The 14,452-nt window shown below is 67.5% G+C and carries 19 protein-coding genes; 11 read left to right on the top strand and 8 right to left on the bottom strand.

The features are described from left to right. Nucleotides 1–1,050, bottom strand: a complete 1,050-nt coding sequence (locus VLI63_RS03250) for an LLM class F420-dependent oxidoreductase (RefSeq protein ID WP_409155480.1) — start codon at nt 1,048–1,050, stop codon at nt 1–3. Between the two features lie 116 nt (nt 1,051–1,166). On the opposite strand from VLI63_RS03250, the gene VLI63_RS03245 reads away from it, so the two are divergent. The 3 genes from VLI63_RS03245 (at nt 1,167) to VLI63_RS03235 (ending at nt 2,371) form a co-directional block, all read left to right on the top strand. Continuing rightward, a complete protein-coding gene (locus tag VLI63_RS03245) occupies nt 1,167–1,406 on the top strand; it encodes a methyltransferase (protein ID WP_409155479.1) in 240 nt (79 codons plus the stop codon). A 70-nt stretch (nt 1,407–1,476) separates the two neighbouring features. Continuing rightward, the gene (locus VLI63_RS03240) at nt 1,477–1,755 is read left to right on the top strand and encodes a hypothetical protein (RefSeq protein ID WP_409155478.1); all 279 of its coding nucleotides are present in this window, start codon (nt 1,477–1,479) and stop codon (nt 1,753–1,755) included. 67 nt (nt 1,756–1,822) lie between these two features. Further along, a complete protein-coding gene (locus VLI63_RS03235) occupies nt 1,823–2,371 on the top strand; it encodes a single-stranded DNA-binding protein (RefSeq protein WP_409155477.1) in 549 nt (182 codons plus the stop codon). Here VLI63_RS03235 and VLI63_RS03230 read toward each other — a convergent pair. Next, entirely contained in the window at nt 2,368–4,383 is a 2,016-nt protein-coding gene (locus VLI63_RS03230) for a biotin carboxylase N-terminal domain-containing protein (protein ID WP_409155476.1), read from the bottom strand. The genes VLI63_RS03235 and VLI63_RS03230 overlap by 4 nt on opposite strands. Before the next feature lie 5 nt (nt 4,384–4,388). Beyond that, nucleotides 4,389–5,996 (bottom strand): carboxyl transferase domain-containing protein, encoded by a 1,608-nt coding sequence (locus VLI63_RS03225; protein WP_409155475.1) that lies wholly within the window; start codon nt 5,994–5,996, stop codon nt 4,389–4,391. Nucleotides 5,997–6,151: 155 nt separating this feature from the next. On the opposite strand from VLI63_RS03225, the gene VLI63_RS03220 reads away from it, so the two are divergent. The 4 genes from VLI63_RS03220 (at nt 6,152) to VLI63_RS03205 (ending at nt 9,184) form a co-directional block, all read left to right on the top strand. Continuing rightward, nucleotides 6,152–6,634: a DUF6993 domain-containing protein gene (locus VLI63_RS03220; RefSeq protein WP_409155474.1), complete on the top strand. Its 483-nt coding sequence runs from the start codon at nt 6,152–6,154 to the stop codon at nt 6,632–6,634. Nucleotides 6,635–6,747: 113 nt separating this feature from the next. Next, nucleotides 6,748–6,876 (top strand): hypothetical protein, encoded by a 129-nt coding sequence (locus VLI63_RS03215; RefSeq protein WP_409155473.1) that lies wholly within the window; start codon nt 6,748–6,750, stop codon nt 6,874–6,876. A gap of 140 nt (nt 6,877–7,016) precedes the next feature. Beyond that, on the top strand, nt 7,017–8,699 hold the full coding sequence (ettA, locus tag VLI63_RS03210) for an energy-dependent translational throttle protein EttA (RefSeq protein ID WP_185201021.1): 1,683 nt from the start codon (nt 7,017–7,019) through the stop codon (nt 8,697–8,699). A 5-nt stretch (nt 8,700–8,704) separates the two neighbouring features. Further along, nucleotides 8,705–9,184, top strand: coding sequence for an acyl-CoA thioesterase (locus VLI63_RS03205; RefSeq protein WP_409155472.1), 480 nt, complete (start codon nt 8,705–8,707; stop codon nt 9,182–9,184). Between the two features lie 20 nt (nt 9,185–9,204). On the opposite strand, the gene VLI63_RS03200 is transcribed toward VLI63_RS03205, so the two are convergent. Next, entirely contained in the window at nt 9,205–9,711 is a 507-nt protein-coding gene (locus VLI63_RS03200; protein ID WP_409155471.1) for a hypothetical protein, read from the bottom strand. After that, the gene (locus VLI63_RS03195) at nt 9,711–10,163 is read right to left on the bottom strand and encodes a Rieske (2Fe-2S) protein (protein WP_409155470.1); all 453 of its coding nucleotides are present in this window, start codon (nt 10,161–10,163) and stop codon (nt 9,711–9,713) included. The genes VLI63_RS03200 and VLI63_RS03195 overlap by 1 nt, the downstream gene beginning before the upstream one ends. Before the next feature lie 144 nt (nt 10,164–10,307). Here VLI63_RS03195 and VLI63_RS03190 point away from each other — a divergent pair, with 144 nt between their 5' ends. From VLI63_RS03190 to VLI63_RS03180, 3 genes are read left to right on the top strand one after another with little or no spacing between them, the layout of a single operon-like run. Next, nucleotides 10,308–10,814 carry a sigma-70 family RNA polymerase sigma factor gene (locus tag VLI63_RS03190; RefSeq protein ID WP_409155469.1) on the top strand — a complete coding sequence of 169 codons (507 nt, stop codon included), beginning with the start codon at nt 10,308–10,310 and terminating at the stop codon, nt 10,812–10,814. Beyond that, complete coding sequence (locus VLI63_RS03185) at nt 10,811–11,533, top strand: anti-sigma factor family protein (RefSeq protein WP_409155468.1); 723 nt, start codon at nt 10,811–10,813, stop codon at nt 11,531–11,533. The genes VLI63_RS03190 and VLI63_RS03185 overlap by 4 nt, the downstream gene beginning before the upstream one ends. A 47-nt stretch (nt 11,534–11,580) precedes the next feature. Continuing rightward, complete coding sequence (locus VLI63_RS03180; RefSeq protein ID WP_409155467.1) at nt 11,581–12,099, top strand: hypothetical protein; 519 nt, start codon at nt 11,581–11,583, stop codon at nt 12,097–12,099. A gap of 6 nt (nt 12,100–12,105) precedes the next feature. Here the strand turns inward: VLI63_RS03180 and VLI63_RS03175 are convergent, their stop codons facing one another. Further along, complete coding sequence (locus VLI63_RS03175) at nt 12,106–12,978, bottom strand: acyl-CoA thioesterase (RefSeq protein WP_409155466.1); 873 nt, start codon at nt 12,976–12,978, stop codon at nt 12,106–12,108. Nucleotides 12,979–13,047: 69 nt separating this feature from the next. On the opposite strand from VLI63_RS03175, the gene VLI63_RS03170 reads away from it, so the two are divergent. Further along, nucleotides 13,048–13,740 (top strand): hypothetical protein, encoded by a 693-nt coding sequence (locus VLI63_RS03170; RefSeq protein ID WP_409155465.1) that lies wholly within the window; start codon nt 13,048–13,050, stop codon nt 13,738–13,740. Here VLI63_RS03170 and VLI63_RS03165 read toward each other — a convergent pair. Continuing rightward, nucleotides 13,698–13,997 carry a hypothetical protein gene (locus VLI63_RS03165; protein ID WP_409155464.1) on the bottom strand — a complete coding sequence of 100 codons (300 nt, stop codon included), beginning with the start codon at nt 13,995–13,997 and terminating at the stop codon, nt 13,698–13,700. The genes VLI63_RS03170 and VLI63_RS03165 overlap by 43 nt on opposite strands. Nucleotides 13,998–14,023: 26 nt before the next feature. Beyond that, nucleotides 14,024–14,443, bottom strand: coding sequence for a nitroreductase family deazaflavin-dependent oxidoreductase (locus VLI63_RS03160; protein ID WP_409155463.1), 420 nt, complete (start codon nt 14,441–14,443; stop codon nt 14,024–14,026). Between the last annotated feature and the right edge of the window lie 9 nt (nt 14,444–14,452).

The following is a 14,452-nucleotide window of genomic DNA, read 5'->3' as shown; positions in this document are numbered from 1 at the left end:
CTAGCCCAGGATGGCGCGGAGGGCCTCGAGTTGCTCGATGCGCTCTCCGCGTGAAGGCGCAAGCGGCTTCACCGAAATCGTCGTGACCCCGGAGGCGAGGAGTGCGTGCACGCGGGCGCGCACCTCGCCTTCGGTGCCGATGAGCGCCGTGCCCGACACGAGTTGCTCCGGCAGGGCTGCCGCCGCCTCGGCTTTGCGGCCGGTGAGGTACAGCTCCTGAACCTTCGCCGCCTCGTCGTCGAAGCCGTATCCCACGGCGAGATCGTTGTAGAAATTCGCCCCCCGAGCACCCATTCCTCCGACATAGAGCGCGACGTTCTGTCGGTACGCCTCCACGGCACGGTCGGGATGGTCGCCGAGGTAGAACGGCATCTGGGCCGTGACGTCGAGAGGCCCGAGATCGGGAGAGCGTCGAGCCCTTCCCTCGGCGAGGGCGGCGCCCCACGCGGCATCCGCCTTCTCGGGCAGGTAGAAGAGCGGAAGCCAGCCGTCCGCGATCTCGGCAGCCTGCGCCACGGCCTTCGGGGTGAGGGCGGCGATCGAGATCGGGATGGCCTCGCGCACCGGCTGGTTGATGATCTTGAGCGGCTTGCCGAGCCCGCGGCCCTGGCTCGTGGGCAGCGGAATCGTGTAGTGCGCGCCCCGGAAGTCCAGGCGTTCGCGTCGCCAGATGGCGCGACAGATCTCCACGTTTTCGCGGATGCGGCCGAGGGGTGCGCTGAACGGCACGCCGTGGAATCCCTCGATGACCTGGGCTCCGGAGGACCCGATCCCCAGTTCGAACCGGCCGCGGGAGACCGAATCGAGCCCCGCAGCCGTCATGGCGAGCAGCGCCGGCGTGCGGGAGAAGATCGGCAGGATTCCGGAGGCGAGGGTCATGGTCGAGGTGATGGCGGCGAGATACCCGAGTTGGCTCACCGCGTCGAACGAGTACGCCTCCGCCACTGTGACGAGGTCCACCCCTGCCCGCTCGAATTCGGTGACCTCAGCCGCGTTGGTGGTGAAGTCATCGGCATAGTCGAAGACGACTCCGAGTCGGGTGGAGGGCATCGGTGGTCTCCCAGGAGTTCATGAAATTGACAGTTCGCGCATCGTGACGATCGCGTCACGCAGACTTAGGCTATTCCTGCCGGCATGGATCGGCAGGTGTGAACAAAAGGAGCTCAATGATGAGCAACACAATGCAGTCAACGTCCGATTCCCACGTTCTGACGGGCAACCGCTGGGTGGCGATGGGCCCGGCCGGCGCGGTGGGGTCCGTGCACAGCGTCGAGGGCGGCTTCACCTTCAAACTGATGACGGATGCCGGCTATCGCGGAATCTATCCGACACTGGATGTCGCCCAGAGTGCGCTGTACGCGAGCCTGCTCCCCGGCTCGGAGTGGCCGGAGTTCCGAGAGCACTGAGCCCTCGGTAATTCCCTGTTGGCGTGTCGCGCCGCGGTCACTTACAGTCGACTATCGAACAAAGTTTCGAATGTCGGAGGTGGGAAAGATGACGCTGGTTGGCGCGACCGTGACTGTGTGGACCGGAGCCGAGGGTATTCCGGAGCAATTCGTGTGGGCGGGTAGCCGTTTTCGCGTGACGGACACTCCCACTCCTCTCGACGTCGACTACGCGGCGATCACCCATCCCGGCGCTATGCCGCTCGGGTGGCGTTTCCAGGGCACCTCCGACAGCGGGGATTGCCGCATGTTCGATGTGCTCTACGACGTGGCCCTGGGCGAATGGCAGCTCCTCCACACCTACCTCTGAGGGCGGACTCTCCCCGTCCTCGGGGGTATGAGCCGGTCGGGGGTCGATGCCGGACCACACTTGCCGCATGACCGACACCATCACACTCACCGGCTTTGTGGCCACCGTCCCGAATCACCTCGTCACCGGCGAGGGGCTTCCCATCACCAGCTTCCGGCTGGCCTCCACGCAACGTCGTTTCGACCGCTCCCGCAACCTGTGGGTCGACAACGGCACCAACTGGTACACCGTCACGTCGTTCCGGCAGCTCGCGCTCAATGCCAACAGCTCGATCAAGAAGGGCGAGCGGGTGATCGTCACCGGCCGCCTCCGCATCCGGGACTGGGCCGCCGGCGACAAAGTGGGCACGTCCATCGAAATCGATGCGGATTCGATCGGTCACGACCTCACCTGGGGCACGGCATCGTTCACCCGCGGCCTGTCGAGCGCCGCCGTCGATTCGTCCACGCGGGCGGAGGCGGACGCTGCGGCACCCGATCCGTCCGCGGCAACCGGTGCGGCCTCCCTCGACAACGGCTGGCCGACCACGACTCCGGGCGCTCCTGAGGAGGCGGAGACACACGATGTCTATGATCTGGTCGGCACGGCGGTGCAGGGCACGGAGGCGCCGTTCTAAGCGCCCTCAGCCGCGGCGTGGGGAACGACCGTCGCCAGCAGTTGGTCGCGCACGACCTGGGTCCCGACCGTCGCCTGCAATTCGACCCGTCCGGCGGTCGTCGCCCGCAGAACGTGCTCCATTTTCATGGCCTCCACGACGATGATGGCCGCACCCTCCTCGACGAGGTCACCGTCGTTCACCGCGATCGCCACCACGGCACCGGGCATCGGGGAGCGCAGTTCGGGCACGGCTATCGTGTCGGCGGCAGCGCGTGGAGCCGTCGACACCCGGCGCACGGTCCACGACCGGCCGTCTTCGACGAGGTAGAGAATGTCGTCACAGAGGGACCAGTGCGATTCGATCGACCGACCTCCGATGGTCGTGCGGGTGACCGGGCCGTCCGCCGCTGCGGTGCGTCGCACGCCGGCGGGGAGCGGGGGCTGCCCGTTCACGCTCACCGTGGCCTGCCGGGGCGTGCCCCAGACCGCGACAACCTGCTCGGACTCCGTGCCGGAGACCCGTAGGCGGAAGACGGTCGGAGCGTGAGCGCCGATCCTCCATCCGTCCCTGGCCTGCCAGGGCGACTCCGGGGCCTCATGGCCGGCCACCGCGAACAGGATGAGCGCGGCGCGCGCGAGCAACCCGTCGTCGACGGTGGCGAAGTCGAGGGTGGCGAGACGGCGGCCGATGAGTTCCGTGTCGAGTCGCCCCGCCGCGACATCCTCGTCCGCGAGCAGCAGCCCGAGGAACTCGATGTTGGTGGTGACGCCGACGATCGCCGTCTGCCGCAGCGCGCCGCGCAGGCGAGCAAGGGCACCGGCGCGGTCGGGAGCCCACGCGATCACCTTCGACAGCATCGGATCGTAGTCTGCCGAAACGTCGAGTCCCTCGATGAGGGAGCTGTCCACCCGGACGCCCTCGCCGCGCGCTTCGCGCAGCCCGAGTACCCGGCCGCCCGAGGGGAGGAACCCGTTCTGCGGGTCTTCCGCGTAGATACGCGCTTCGATCGCGTGCCCCGTGAGGTGCACCTCAGCCTGGCCGAAGTCGAGGGTGTCACCGGCCGCGATGCGCAGCTGCCACTCGACCAGGTCGATACCGGTGACCAGCTCCGTCACCGGGTGCTCCACCTGCAGCCGGGTGTTCATCTCCATGAAGAAGAACTCCTCTGGCGCGTCCGCGGAGACGATGAACTCCACGGTCCCGGCACCCCGATAGCCGACGCTGCGGGCAGTCTCACAGGCGGCCTCGCCGATCCGTGCACGAGTCGCCTCGTCCATCAGGGGGGAGGGTGCCTCCTCGATCACCTTCTGGTGGCGCCGCTGCAGCGAGCACTCGCGCTCGCCGAGGTGCACCGTCGTGCCGTCGTTGTCGGCGAGGACCTGCACCTCGATGTGGCGTGGGCGGGAGACGAATCGCTCGATGAAGATCGTGTCGTCGCCGAAGGACGACAGGGCCTCGCGTCGGGCCGACGCGATCGCCTCGTGAAGTTGTTCTGGTCCGTCGACCACATGCATGCCCTTGCCGCCGCCGCCAGCGGAGGGCTTAACCAGGAGTGGGAATCCCACCCCGATCGCCGCCGCGGCGAGCTCTGAGTCGCTGAGGTCGGGGTCCGCGACACCGGGAACCACCGGGACTCCCCGGCCGGCGACCTGCTTCTTGGCGCGGATCTTGTCGCCCATCACCGCCAGGGCCTCCACGCCCGGACCGATGAAGACGAGGCCGGAGCTCGCGCAGGCCTCTGCGAACTCCGCATTTTCGGCGAGGAATCCGTAGCCGGGGTGAACCGCCCCGGCTCCGGTGTCGAGGGCGGCTTGGATGATCCGAGGGATGTTGAGGTAGCTGTCGGCCGCGCTGGCGGTGCCGAGGCGCACGGCGACATCCGCCAGCGAGACGTGCCGGGCCCCGGCATCCGCGTCACTGTAGACGGCGACCGAGCGGATACCGAGCGAGCGCAGCGTGCGGATGATGCGGCAGGCGATCTCGCCGCGATTGGCAACGAGCACGGTGTCGAACATGGTGTGTGAAGGCATCCGGGTCACATCCGGAAGACGCCGTAGGAGACGTCGTCAAGGGGGGCGTGCGAGCACACCTCGAGGGCGAGGCCGACGACGGTGCGGGTGTCGGCCGGGTCGATGATGCCGTCGTCCCAGAGCCGGGCCGTGGAGTAGTAGGGGTTGCCCTGTCGTTCGTACTGTTCCGTGATGGGGGCGCGGAAGGCGGCATCCTCCTCCTCGGTCCAGGTCGCCCCGCTCGATTCCGCCTGCTCGCGACGGATGGTGGCGAGCACCGAGGCCGCCTGCGGGCCGCCCATCACCGAGATGCGACTCGCCGGCCACATCCAGAGGAATCGAGGGGAGAAGGCACGGCCGGCCATGGAGTAATTGCCCGCGCCGAATGATCCGCCGACCACCACCGTCAGTTTCGGAACCCGGGCGCAGGCGACAGCGGTGACCATCTTCGCCCCGTGTTTGGCGATGCCCCCGGCCTCGTATTCGCGACCGACCATGAAGCCGGTGATGTTCTGAAGGAACAGCAGGGGGATCTTGCGCTGGTCGCACAGTTCGATGAAGTGCGCGCCCTTCTGGGCCGACTCGCTGAACAGCACCCCATTGTTGGCGACGATGCCCACCGGATGGCCGTGGATGTGAGCGAATCCGGTGACGAGGGTCTCGCCGTAGTTCTTCTTGAACTCGTGGAATTCGCTGCCGTCGACGATTCTCGCGATGATCTCGCGCGCGTCGTAGGGCGACTGCAGGTTCGTCGGCACGACGCCATAGAGCTCGAGCGGGTCGACCGTCGGTGGGAGCGGGTCGCGCAGATCGTACGGGCGGGGTGCCGCGGGCGGAAGGGTGCCGACGATGTCCCGCACGATTTCGAGCGCATGCTGGTCGTTGTCGGCGAGATGGTCCACCACGCCGGAGAGGCGGGCGTGGGTGTCTCCGCCGCCGAGGTCCTCCGCCGTGACGACCTCGCCGGTGGCCGCCTTCACGAGCGGAGGTCCGCCGAGGAAGATCGTGCCCTGGCTCCGCACGATCACGGTCTCGTCGCTCATCGCGGGCACATAGGCGCCGCCGGCGGTGCTCGAGCCGAGCACCGCGGCGATCTGCGGGATGCCGCGGGACGACATCCGCGCCTGGTTGTAGAAGATGCGGCCGAAGTCGTCGCGGTCGGGGAAGACCTCGTCCTGGCGAGGCAGGAAGGCGCCGCCGGAGTCGACGAGGTAGATGCAGGGAAGCCGGTTCTGCGCCGCGATCTCCTGCGCCCGGAGGTGTTTCTTCACCGTGAGCGGGTAGTAGGTGCCGCCCTTCACCGTGGCGTCGTTGCAGACGATCATGCAGTGTCGACCGTTGACCAGGCCGATGCCGGTGACCATGCCGGCCGACGGCGCTTCGTCGTCGTAGAGTCCCCAGGCGGCGAGCGGAGCGATCTCGAGAAAGGGGCTTCCGGGATCGAGAAGGTAGTCGATCCGATCCCGTGGCAGCAGCTTTCCGCGACCGGTGTGGCGCTCGCGCGCTCGTTCCGAGCCGCCGCGGGATGCTTCGGCCAGCCGGGCCCGCAATTCCGCCGCCAGCGCGCCCTGGGCCGCCGCATTCGCCTGGAACCCGGCACTCGACGCACGTGCAGTGCTGGACAGAGTCTCCATCGACCATTCCGTTTCAGTTAGCGGACGCTAATTGAAACAGGTTAGTGGCGACTAACTGGAAAGTCGAGCGCGGGGGTGTCGATGGTGGCTGAAGCGGACGAATTAGAATCGCGACGGGGGATCGGCCCCGCACAGCGACTGGGGAGGTCGACCGGATGTCAGCCAGGGGCCGCATACTGCTCGCCGCACCGCTGCTCGTGCTCGCCGTCACCCTGGCGGGGTGCTCGCCCGCCGCGCCCGCGCCGACTGCGGTGCCCGCATCCGCATCGGCATCAGCCAGCCCGGGCCGCACCGCGACGCCCGCACCGACTCCGAGCTACCGGCCCGACGGCACCGCGCAGGCGAACAAGGCCTGGTTCGATGCGGTCAACACGAAGCTCTTCGCAGCGAACGGCGGAGCGAACGGGCGGGCGATCATCGATTCACTGGTCTCCGCGGGCTTCGACAAAGCAGCGATGCAGGTGACGCCCGACAAGACGTCGATCAACGGGGGAGTCGACTCCATCCTCTTCTCGGTGAAGATCGGCGACTCCTGCCTGCTCGGCCAGCACGGCGGGGGCGGGTACAGCAGCGCGGTCGAAAAGGCGCTGTCGAGCGGGCTCTGCCTCATCGGCAAGACCCGCACGATCGACTGGTAGTGAACGGGTCCGACGCCGCGTGAGGGTGGTGAGTTGCGCGATCACGGAGGCGCGTTCGGAGTCTCGGGGCGGAGACCCTCGCAACACGCCGCTTGCAGTGCGCCGCTCCCGGCGTGTCGTCCCCCAATCCGCTGTCGGCCACGACCGGTCGGATCAGTGGAACCACGGCGTCCTCCGGAAGCAAGGGCTTCGGCGGCGGCGATCGCATCCAGGCGACCCTGGTGTTCGAAAAACTGTCCTGACCCGTGACTTCGATCGGCAGGACCCACCCGATCGGCCGATAGCGCGGCACGAAAGACCCGGCCCAGAATGGGCGGGCCGAGCGGCGCGGACAATTCTCGGGCGGTTCGGGTGGCGAAGGACAGCCACCTAAACTTGGCGTATGGCCGAATTCATTTACTCGATGGTCCGCGCCCGCAAAGCGGTCGGCGACAAGCTCATCCTCGACGACGTCACGATGTCGTTCTTCCCCGGCGCCAAGATCGGCGTCGTCGGGCCGAACGGAGCGGGCAAGTCCACGATCCTCAAGATCATGGCAGGCCTCGACACCCCGTCCAACGGCGAAGCGCGACTGAGCCCCGGCTACAGCGTCGGCATCCTGATGCAGGAGCCGGAGCTCGACGAGACCAAGACCGTGCTCGAGAACGTGCAGGAGGGTGTCGGCGAGATCAAGGCGAAGGTCGACCGTTTCAATGAGGTCTCGGCCGCCATGGCGGATCCGGATGCCGACTTCGACTCGCTGCTCGCCGAGATGGGCGTTCTGCAGGAGGCCATCGATGCCGCCGACGCGTGGGACCTCGACTCCCAGCTCGAGCAGGCGATGGATGCCCTGCGCACACCGCCCGGGGATGCCACCGTCGCGAACCTGTCCGGTGGTGAGAAGCGCCGCGTCGCGCTCACCAAACTGCTGCTGCAGAAACCGGACCTGTTGCTTCTCGATGAGCCCACCAACCACCTCGATGCCGAGAGCGTCCTGTGGCTCGAGCAGCACCTCGCCCAGTACCACGGCGCCGTCCTCGCCGTCACTCACGACCGGTACTTCCTCGATCACGTGGCCGAATGGATCGCCGAGGTCGACCGCGGCCACCTCTACCCCTACGAGGGCAACTACTCGACCTACCTCGAGAAGAAGGGCGCGCGCCTCGAAGTGCAGGGCAAGAAGGACGCCAAGCTCGCGAAGCGCCTCTCGAGCGAGCTCGAGTGGGTGCGCAGCAACGCCAAGGGCCGCCAGGTCAAGTCGAAGGCGCGCCTCGCACGCTACGAAGAGATGGCGAGTGAGGCCGAGAAGACTCGCAAGCTCGATTTCGAAGAGCTGGTGATCCCGATCGGCCCGCGTCTCGGCGCCCAGGTGATCGACGCGAAGCGACTCGAGAAGGGCTTCGACGGCCGGGTGCTCATCGACGGCCTGAGCTTCACGCTTCCCCGCAACGGTATCGTCGGCGTCATCGGCCCGAACGGGGTGGGAAAGACCACGCTGTTCAAGACCATCACCGGGCTCGAGTCCCTCGACGGCGGCGACCTGAAGATCGGCGACACCGTCGACATCTCCTACGTCGACCAGGATCGCGGCGGCATCGACCCGACGAAGACGCTGTGGGAGGTCGTGTCCGACGGGCAGGACTACATCCAGGTGGGCAAGACCGAGATCCCGAGCCGCGGCTACGTCTCGCAGTTCGGCTTCAAAGGCCCCGACCAGCAGAAGAAGGCCGGCGTGCTCTCCGGTGGAGAGCGCAACCGCCTCAACCTCGCCCTCACGCTCAAGCAGGGCGGCAACCTGCTGCTGCTCGACGAACCGACGAACGACCTGGACGTCGAGACCCTCGGCAGCCTCGAGAACGCGCTGCTCGAGTTTCCCGGCTGCGCCGTGGTCATCACTCACGATCGGTGGTTCCTCGACCGCATCGCGACCCACATCCTCGCCTACGAGGGCACGGAAGAGAATCCGGGCAACTGGCACTGGTTCGAGGGCAACTTCGAATCCTACGAAGAGAACAAGATCGCGCGACTCGGACCGGATGCGGCGAAGCCGAACCGCTCCGCGTACCGCAAACTCACCAGGGACTGACGCCCGTGGCGCGGCTGCACATCCCGACGGTGCTGCGCTGGGGAGACCTCGACGCCTACGGGCACGTGAACAACGTCGAGATCCTGCGGCTGCTCGAAGAGGCACGCGTTCAGGCACTGTGGATGCCCGATGACGAGGCGGAGCGCCCGGGCACGCCGCCGAGCGCGGTGCTGGATGCCCGGCTCGGGTCGCCGACGCTGAGCATCATCGCGCGCACCGAGATCGAGTATCTCGCCACCATCGACTACCGTCGCAGCCCCCTCGACATCCAGGTCTGGATCGGTCGTCTCGGGGGAGCGGATATCGACGTCTGCTACGAGATCCGGTCGCCGATCGGCGCCGAACCCGCCGAGCTGTACGCCCGGGCCACCACCCGGGTGGTGCTGTGCGACTCTCAGACGATGAGCCCCCGACGACTTTCCGCCGAGGAACGAGCGGCGTGGAAACCCTACGTCGAAGACCCGCTGGTCTTCAGCCGACGCTGAAGTCTGCGGCGGATACCGCGCTATTTCGGATTCTGGGTGAACGAACCCGTCCAGATCGCCCGCGCGCCGGACTCGCCGATCTGCACCACCGTGATCACCGAGCCGACGGCGAGCACGACGACGATAATCGCGAGTGCGACGGTGATGACGAGTCGCGCGGTCGTGCCGGGAACCCGGGCGGCGAACTTCGCATCCGGGGCCGTGACGAAGCGGAACCAGAACCACTGGATCGCGGCGAAGAGGAATGTCGCTGCGGCCCACGGAAGCAGGGTCTTGCCGATCGCCGCATGGGCCGCGACGAGATCGGTGCGACCCACTCGCGCCTGCAGCCATTCGCCGGCTTCCGTGGTGATCGGTACGGAGATCAACGCCGCGAGAGCGATGATCGGCGTCACAACTCCGAGCCGGCGGCGGGCGGCGGGCCAGAATGCGGCCAGGACAGTGCAGAGCGCCGCAAGGGGCACGACGATGACGACGAAATGCACGAGCAGCACGTGGACGGGCAGCCCGTTGAATTCGAAGTCCATCAGGCGGTGACCACCGAATCCCCGGAGACCTTCACCGCGATGGCGGTGAGGCCGGTCTGCGCCGGACCGTTGAGGACCGCGCCGGTCTCCGCATTGAATTTGGATCCGTGGCAGGGGCAGTCGAATTCCTTCGCCGCAGCGCCCACCGTGCAACCCTGGTGGGTGCAGATGGCGCTGAAGCACATCACGGTGCCGGCGGTGGGCTGGGAGAGCAACACCGGCGCATCCCCGATCTTGGCCGATTTCGTGCCGCCGACCGGAATGTCGGCCACCTTTGCCACCTCGGTGCCGGCAGCGATCTTGGACGTCGGGGATCCGGAACCGGACCCGCCTGCGGATCCGCCGGTCGCGGGCGAACTGCATGCCGCGAGAGCGAGAGCGCCCGCTCCGACGACGGTGGCGCTGCCGGCGCTGATCAGGGCGCGACGGGTGAGAGACGGTGATGCAGTCATGAGCTGATTCCTCCGGGGGATGAGTGGAGAGCGACGTGAAAAGCCTGTCACCTGAATGCACGAATGCGAGCCCGATTCGGTTCAATTCGGCTGGGAATGAACCGAGAGGGCTCGGACTACGTTGTAACCAGCAGGAGGGTGACGATGGTCGACGAACAGGCGCAACTGCTACGCACGCTTCATGACGAGCACGCGCCCGCTCTCTGGCGATATGTGGTCTGGCTCACCGGTGACCGACACTTCGCCGAAGACGTCGTGCAGGAGACCCTGATGCGGGCCTGGCGTCGCCCGCAGGTACTGGACCAGAGTGATCACTCGGCGCGCTCGTGGCTGTTCACTGTGGCGCGCAACCTCGTGATCGACGACCGGCGAAGCGCCCACACGCGGCACGAGATCGCCTCGGAACAGCTCCCCGAACGCCCGGCCGATGACGACACCGATGCGCTGCTGGATGCCTGGCTGGTCTCGGATGCCCTGACAACCCTGTCGACGGATCACCGGCTCGTTGTGATTCACGCGTACTACCTCGGACTGTCGACCGCGGAGACAGCCCGGGCGCTGGAGATCCCGGAGGGCACCGTCAAGTCGCGGCTGCACTACGCGCTCCGCGCCCTCCGGCTGGCCCTGCAGGAACGAGGGGTGACCCAATGACGACCGATGCCTACTCCGACTGGGATGCCGCCTATGTGCTCGGCGCACTGGCCGCAACTGACCGGCGCGAGTTCGAACGCCACCTGGCAGGCTGTGCCGAATGCTCTGCCGCTGTCGCGGAGCTCGCCGGGCTTCCTGGCCTGCTCGCCAAGGTTCCGGTCGCCGAGGTCGAGATGAGCGAGAGGCCTCCGCTCCCCGTTCCGCAGACGCTTCTTCCGCGGTTGGTGCGGTCCGTCGCGCGCCGCCGTCGTCGATCGCGCGCTCTCGTCGTCGGCAGCATCTTCGCTGCCGCTGCCGCTGCCGCTGCTGCCGCAGCCGCGATCGTCCTCGCGGTTCCTCTCATCCTCCCCACGCCTCAAGTTGTCACCCCCACGGGCACCGCGTCTGTGACATCCGTCGTGCTCACGCCGGTGGTATCGAGTCCGCTGCATGCCGACGTGAAACTGGTGCCGGAGGGCTGGGGCACGCGCCTCGAAATGAACTGCCGGTACGACGCCACGGCGAGCACCCCACCCGGGTACAGCACGGGCGAGGGCGCGGGCTATGCCATGTTCGTGACGGATGCGGCCGGCCGGTCCATGCAGGTGGCGACTTGGACGGCCACCCCGGGCAGCATCGTCGAACCCTCTGGCACCACGAGCCTCGCGGTCGCCGACATCAGCTCGGTCGACATCCGATCGGGTTCGGATGGGCGGGTACTGCTTTCGGGGAGGCCCTGAGGCTGCCATCGACATCCGGTTCTGGGTCGGGGAGGCATACTGGCAGCATGACCGATGCGGATGGGATCAGCCCCGATCTCCGGGAGATGCTCGCGGCGACGATCGCCAGGCTGGAGGGCATGGCCATCGGCGACGAGGCGATCGCCACCCTGCGTCCGGCACGTCGCATCGGCTTCATCCCGCGGCCGGCGGTGATGGACGGCGTTGGCCGCGCCTGGCGGCTCGGCGTGCTGCTTCTCGACCGGGACCGCCGGCTGTTCGCCGTCGGGGGAATCACCCGCGCCATCGAGCTGACCCACGAGACCGTGTACATGAACGCCGAAGCGCTGCATCGCCGGGAGCTTCGGGTCGCCGCAACCCGCGGTGGTTTCGCGCTCGGCGATACCGTGAACTTCGACGTGACGGAGATCGCCCTGGATGCCGCGAGCCTGCGGGCCGAGACCGGACCGCTGTCGCTGCGCGGTGACACGGTCATGGTGCGCTGGGTGGCCGGTGAGGGCGACCAGGGCCTTGCGAACCTCGAGTCCTATCTCGCGGAACGCACGAGCATCCTCGCCGGGGACTGAAAGGCCTCAGTCGCGTCGCGGTACCCGCACCATGCCCTCTTGGGCGACGCTCGCGAGAAGTACGCCGTCGCGACTGAAGATGCGCCCGAGCGAGAGCCCGCGACCGCCGGTGGCGTTGGGGGACTCCTGCACGTAGAGCATCCACTCGTCCACCCGTCCGAAGCGGTGGAACCACATCGCGTGGTCGAGACTGGCCGCCTTGAGACCGGGAGTCGACCAGGCGACTCCGTGACGACGGAAGATCGGTTCGAGGATCGAATAGTCGCTCGCGTACGCGAGAGCGGCGCGATGAAGGTCGGGGTCATCCGGTAGTCGGCCGGTGGCCTTCAGCCACACGGCCTGGTGGGCCACATGCGGACCGTCGACGGTGAGGAACACGGGGGAGGGCACGTGGCGCATGTCGAACGGGCGGCCCTCCGCCCACTGCTTGGCGATCGGATGGTCCACGGCACCGAGCACCTCGGCCGCGGTCGGCAGATCCTCCGGCTGCGGCAGATCCGTCGGCATCTCCACCTGGTGTTCGAGACCGTCGTCGGAATCCTGGAACGACGCGATCATCGAGAGGATCGGCAGCCCGCCCTGGTAGGCCTGCGTGCGTCGCGTCGAGAATGATCGGCCGTCGTGGATGCGGTCGACCGAGAAGGTGATCGGGAGCTCGATGTTGCCCGGCCGGAGGAAGTAGCCGTGAAGCGAATGCACGGTGCGCCCCTCAGAGAGGGTGCGCTGGGCGGCCACCAGCGACTGGGCGAGCACCTGACCGCCGAAGACGCGGCCGAGGGCCGACCACTGGCTCTCGCCGATGAAGATGTCTTCACTCGTGCGAGCGTGGGTATCGGTGAGATCGAGTGCCGAGAGCAGGTCGACGAGTGGGTCGGTCATGGTCTTCTCCCGTGGTCCGGCGGTCACGGGGCAGCGAGATCCCCGGCGCTCCTATAGTTTAGAGAGCAGATGAGCCAGACATTCTCCCTTGTTGACTCCCTCTCCCTCGGCGACCTGCAGGTATTCCTCAGTCGTGCCCAGCGCGTGGAGGATGGTTCGGTGCGCCTGATTGCGGGGCAGGGGGTGCTCGCGGTCTATGTCGCGATACTCGTTCCGGCCGGGCTGCTCGACGAGAGCCCGACGGTGCTCGGGCTGCGCACCTTCGCCCTGAGCGCGGGGGATGACGCGGCGCCGGACTCCTTCGACGCGGTGGTTCCGGTGCGTTCGCTGCTCGAACGACTCAATCGGCTTCAGGGGGAGATCGTCGACCCGACCGCTCCCGTCACCGTGAACCTGCCCATGCAGGTGAACACCGTCACCTGGGCCGCGATCTCGCCGCCCCGGGGCGGGTGGAAAGCCCTCGAGTCGGTGGAGGCATCCGTGCTCGAAGCCGTTGCGAAATCGGGCATCGACGAGGTCGCCGCCGCGATTCCGACCGGCACCGGCGAGCAGATCGTGCAGCGGGTGCGCTCAGAGGTCTGGGGCCACCCGATCCCCGGATTCGAATACGTGCCGGCCGGAGCGGCATTCGCCGGACTGTCCCTCGGCTTCCTCGGCGGATCGGCCCCCGTGAAGATCTACGAGACCGGTCCCTGGACCCGACTCACCTCCGACCGGGGTCACGTGCTGGTCAAGCGCCGCGCGTGGAGCCTGCAGCGCTGATCGGCCCGAATGCCGGGAGAGAGATGCGCGGCCTGGACGAGCCGGACCATCGTGGCCGGTCCGGCCTCGACCGTGTCGGGATCGACCTGGCCGGCAATCCCGACATCACGGTCACGGCCGTCGAGCTCCTCGCTTCTGGCTGGCACATGCTGAGGAAGAGCACTTTCGAGCATCGCCACGCGGATGGCTCGGTGACGACCGAGCAGCGCGATCGCCGACGCGAAGACCATCAGGCTGTTGCAGTGGGCCGCACTCAACGGACCGTTCCGTCGGCCCGGGGAACTCAGCCCGTTCGAGTGAGGGCGACGATCGGGATGACCCGATCCGTCTTCCGCTGGTATTCGGCGAAACCGGGGTTCGTGCTGCTGAACTTCGCGTAGAGGCGTTCCCGCAGCTCTCCCGTGACCTGCTCTGCCGTGGCGGTGTAGCTCTCGATCCCGTCGTCGGTCGCTGCTTCCACAGAGACTGTCGGATGTGCGACGAGATTGTGGAACCAGGCCGGATTGGTCGGGGAGCCGGCCTTGGACGCGATCACGTAGCTCGTGTCGCCCTCGGCGAAATACATCATGGGGGCGACGCGGCGTGCGCCGGACTTCGCGCCCGTCGTCGTGAGGAGCAGCAGGTGCGCTCCGGTGAACGGTCCTCCGACGACTCCGTCGTTGGCGCGGAACTCGGCGATGATCCGGTCGTTGAAATCAGTCATGGTGCCATT

The organism is Lacisediminihabitans sp. H27-G8 (genome assembly GCF_046156175.1).
Taxonomy (GTDB): Bacteria; Actinomycetota; Actinomycetes; order Actinomycetales; family Microbacteriaceae; genus Lacisediminihabitans.
This window is presented reverse-complemented; position numbering and strand designations above follow the sequence as displayed.

Excerpts from the sequence above, each read along its gene's own strand:
- VLI63_RS03250 (WP_409155480.1), bottom strand. The coding sequence starts at position 1,050 with ATGCCCTCCACCCGACTCGGAGTCGTCTTCGACTATGCCGATGACTTC.
- VLI63_RS03245 (WP_409155479.1), top strand. The coding sequence starts at position 1,167 with ATGATGAGCAACACAATGCAGTCAACGTCCGATTCCCACGTTCTGACG.
- VLI63_RS03240 (WP_409155478.1), top strand. The coding sequence starts at position 1,477 with ATGTCGGAGGTGGGAAAGATGACGCTGGTTGGCGCGACCGTGACTGTG.
- VLI63_RS03235 (WP_409155477.1), top strand. The coding sequence starts at position 1,823 with ATGACCGACACCATCACACTCACCGGCTTTGTGGCCACCGTCCCGAAT.
- VLI63_RS03230 (WP_409155476.1), bottom strand. The coding sequence starts at position 4,383 with ATGCCTTCACACACCATGTTCGACACCGTGCTCGTTGCCAATCGCGGC.
- VLI63_RS03225 (WP_409155475.1), bottom strand. The coding sequence starts at position 5,996 with ATGGAGACTCTGTCCAGCACTGCACGTGCGTCGAGTGCCGGGTTCCAG.
- VLI63_RS03220 (WP_409155474.1), top strand. The coding sequence starts at position 6,152 with ATGTCAGCCAGGGGCCGCATACTGCTCGCCGCACCGCTGCTCGTGCTC.
- ettA (WP_185201021.1), top strand. The coding sequence starts at position 7,017 with ATGGCCGAATTCATTTACTCGATGGTCCGCGCCCGCAAAGCGGTCGGC.
- VLI63_RS03200 (WP_409155471.1), bottom strand. The coding sequence starts at position 9,711 with ATGGACTTCGAATTCAACGGGCTGCCCGTCCACGTGCTGCTCGTGCAT.
- VLI63_RS03195 (WP_409155470.1), bottom strand. The coding sequence starts at position 10,163 with ATGACTGCATCACCGTCTCTCACCCGTCGCGCCCTGATCAGCGCCGGC.
- VLI63_RS03190 (WP_409155469.1), top strand. The coding sequence starts at position 10,308 with ATGGTCGACGAACAGGCGCAACTGCTACGCACGCTTCATGACGAGCAC.
- VLI63_RS03185 (WP_409155468.1), top strand. The coding sequence starts at position 10,811 with ATGACGACCGATGCCTACTCCGACTGGGATGCCGCCTATGTGCTCGGC.
- VLI63_RS03180 (WP_409155467.1), top strand. The coding sequence starts at position 11,581 with ATGACCGATGCGGATGGGATCAGCCCCGATCTCCGGGAGATGCTCGCG.
- VLI63_RS03175 (WP_409155466.1), bottom strand. The coding sequence starts at position 12,978 with ATGACCGACCCACTCGTCGACCTGCTCTCGGCACTCGATCTCACCGAT.
- VLI63_RS03170 (WP_409155465.1), top strand. The coding sequence starts at position 13,048 with ATGAGCCAGACATTCTCCCTTGTTGACTCCCTCTCCCTCGGCGACCTG.
- VLI63_RS03160 (WP_409155463.1), bottom strand. The coding sequence starts at position 14,443 with ATGACTGATTTCAACGACCGGATCATCGCCGAGTTCCGCGCCAACGAC.